This is a genomic window from Kitasatospora sp. NPDC004289 (genome assembly GCF_053602875.1).
The window spans coordinates 1-2691 of the sequence record NZ_JBSGEL010000173.1; the positions used below are offsets into that span (position 1 = coordinate 1).

Here is a 2691-nt window from a genome sequence, read left to right on the forward strand (position 1 = left end):
GGCGTCCTGGACGGCGGCCCCTGCCAGGAGCCCAAGGGCCTCGGTTCGGGTGAGCCGCCACCAACACGCCCGTGCTGCCCGGCCTGGTCCGGCGGCTGCGCGGCCAGCTGCCCGAGGTCCCGCTGACCGTCAGCAGCGTCTACGCCTCGTCCGCCATCGTGGACCTGCTGGAGCACGAGGAGATCGACGCCGCGCTGGCCGTCGACTACCCCGGTCAGGAGCTCCCGCACTCCGCCGCCGTCGAGCACCGCGGCATCATCACCGAACCGGTCTTCCTGGCCCTCCCCGCCGGGCACCGGCTGCGTCACCGGGCCGAGGTCTCCCTCGCCGAGCTCGCCGACGAGGCCTGGTTCCTCACCCCGGACGACGGGGCCGGCTGGCCCGGCTTCTTCCACGCCGCCTGTGCGGCGGCCGGCTTCACCCCGGCGGTGGTGCACGAGTTCCTCGGTGACCAGGTGCAGCTCCAGCGGATGATCGCCGAGGGCCTGGGCGTCTCCGTCGTGCAGGCCACCATCCAGCCGATCCCCGGGGTGATCGTGAAGCCGCTGACCGGCACCCCGCTGTGGACCAGGTACCTGCTGGTCTGGCGCCGGGACGGCCGGGCCGGGGAGGTGGCCGAGACCCTCTACCGCTCGGCCGTGGAGTCCTACCGGGAGCTGATCAGCCGGGCCCCGCACTTCCAGACCTGGATGGCGCGGACCTACGGCTGAGCAGGGCCGGAGGCCGACGAGGGGAGGGCCGGGGCGGCCCGGAAGGCGGGGATCCGCCCAGCCGGCGCGGCCCGGAAGGAGGGGCTCCGCCCATTAAATAGGTACCCGTGACTTGGGCACCCCCGGTTGATCCGGTGCCGGGTTCGGGCGAGGCTGTCCGGCAGGAGGCCCGCCCCACACGCCTTCAGGAGTCGCAGATGATCGCCATCGACCAGACCGCCCCCGACCTCGCGGTACGCGAGGGATCGGCAGCGTGCGCCATGCCGGCCGATCCCGCCGCCGTCCCGGCCCTGAGGCACTTCGCCCAGGTGCTGGCCCGGCAGTGGGGGGTGCCCGACAGCGTCGAGGAGGCCCTCGCGCTGATCGTGACCGAGCTGGTGGCCAACGCGGTGCGGCACAGCGGGAGCCCCGAGGTGGCCGTACTGCTCGCCAGCGACGGCCTCACCGTGGTCGTCCAGGTGCGGGACAACGGCCACTGGCGCCCGCAGGCCACCACCGGCCCCGAGGACTGCACCGGCCGCGGCCTGATGCTGGTCGAGGCCTACGCGGCCGGCTGCACCATCCGGCGCACCGCCACCGGTACCCAGGTGACGGCCGAGCTGCTGGTGCCCGAGGCCGCGTGAGCACGTCACCGCCGCGTGCGACGCTGCCGGGATGAGATCACGCGCCGAGGGCATGTGGTGGGGCACGACGATCGAGGCCCCCGACCCCTCCGCGCCGGCACGGTTCTACGTCGACCTGCTGGGCGGGCACCTCGGCCACGAGGAACCCGGCACCGCCGTGGCCGGCCGCACCTCCGGGTCGGCTGACCGCCGGGCCCGCTGATTCTCCGGGCCGGCCACACCTCCGGGCCGACTGAACCGCCGGGTCGGCTGACCACCGCGCCGGTGGTACGGGAAGGCCCCGCCGGACGGCCCCGCCGTTTGCCCCCTGACCTGCGCCGATCTAGCGTGGCCAGGACAGGGAAGGTGATCGCGTGGCAGCAGGCCCCGGGCGACCGGCCCCCGGCAGGAGCTTCGAGTTCGTCGGCCGTCAGCGGGAGCTCGGGCTCCTGCTGGCGGCCGTGCGGCACCCGCCCGCCGTGGTCCTGGTCGAGGGGGAGGCCGGGATCGGGAAGTCCCGGCTGGTCCACGAGGCCGCGCTCGCCCTGACCGCCGAGGGCCACCGGGTGCTCACCGGCCACTGCCACCCGCTGCGCGAGCCCTTCCCCTACGGCCCGGTGATGGACGCGCTGCGCAAGGGCGGCCGCTGGCTCCCCGCCGAGGGCGTCCCACCCACCGCCGGTGCCCTCGCCCCGCTGCTGCCCGACCTCGCCGACCGCCTGCCCTCCCCGCCGCCCCGGGCCCGCGACGCCCAGGCCGAGCGGTACCAACTCGTCCACGGCGTACGGGCGTTCCTCTCCGCGATCGGCCCGGCCGTGCTGGTGGTCGAGGACCTGCACTGGGTCGACGAGGCCACCCGGGAGCTCCTGCTGCTGCTCGCCCGCGACCTGCCCGAGCGGCTCGGCCTGGTCGGCACGTACCGGGCCGAGGACCTGCCGCCCCGCACCCCGGTCCTCGGCGCCGCCTACCGGCGCCCGCCCGGCACCAGCGGCGCCGTCATCCGGCTCGCCCCGCTCTCCGAGGCGGCGATCGGCGAACTGGCCGCCGCCGCCCTCGGCGGGCAGGCCACCCCCGACCTGACCGCCGCCCTCTACCAGCGCAGCGAGGGCCTGCCGCTGGTCGCCGAGGAGGACCTGATCACCCTGGCCGAGCAGAGCCTGCACGGCCGGGCGGCCGAGGCCGCCGCCCACCTGGCCCACGCCGAGGTGCCCCGGGGCCTGCGCGAAGCCGTCACCGAACGCCTGGCCACCCTCTCCGAGACCGGCGCCGCCGTGGTGGACGCGGCTGACCGAACGGCACGTAGCCGCCCGAGGGGAGCAGCCGCAGCTGGACGGCGACCAGGGTGATGAGCCCGATCGCGACCACGAAGGCGGGCAGGG

General features: G+C 75.9%; 4 protein-coding genes. All 4 read left to right on the forward strand.

The window, feature by feature from the left end; translation table 11 throughout:
- The first annotated feature begins 71 nt into the window (after nt 1-71).
- The 4 genes from ACWEPF_RS39800 (at nt 72) to ACWEPF_RS39815 (ending at nt 2658) form a co-directional block, all read left to right on the forward strand.
- Nucleotides 72-710 carry a LysR family substrate-binding domain-containing protein gene (locus ACWEPF_RS39800; protein ID WP_452176516.1) on the forward strand — a complete coding sequence of 213 codons (639 nt, stop codon included), beginning with the start codon at nt 72-74 and terminating at the stop codon, nt 708-710.
- A gap of 197 nt (nt 711-907) precedes the next feature.
- Nucleotides 908-1333 (forward strand): ATP-binding protein, encoded by a 426-nt coding sequence (locus tag ACWEPF_RS39805; RefSeq protein ID WP_345287877.1) that lies wholly within the window; start codon nt 908-910, stop codon nt 1331-1333.
- Between the two features lie 31 nt (nt 1334-1364).
- Nucleotides 1365-1535, forward strand: coding sequence for a hypothetical protein (locus ACWEPF_RS39810; RefSeq protein ID WP_452176517.1), 171 nt, complete (start codon nt 1365-1367; stop codon nt 1533-1535).
- A gap of 151 nt (nt 1536-1686) precedes the next feature.
- Nucleotides 1687-2658, forward strand: a complete 972-nt coding sequence (locus tag ACWEPF_RS39815) for an AAA family ATPase (protein ID WP_452176518.1) — start codon at nt 1687-1689, stop codon at nt 2656-2658.
- Nucleotides 2659-2691: the final 33 nt, after the last annotated feature.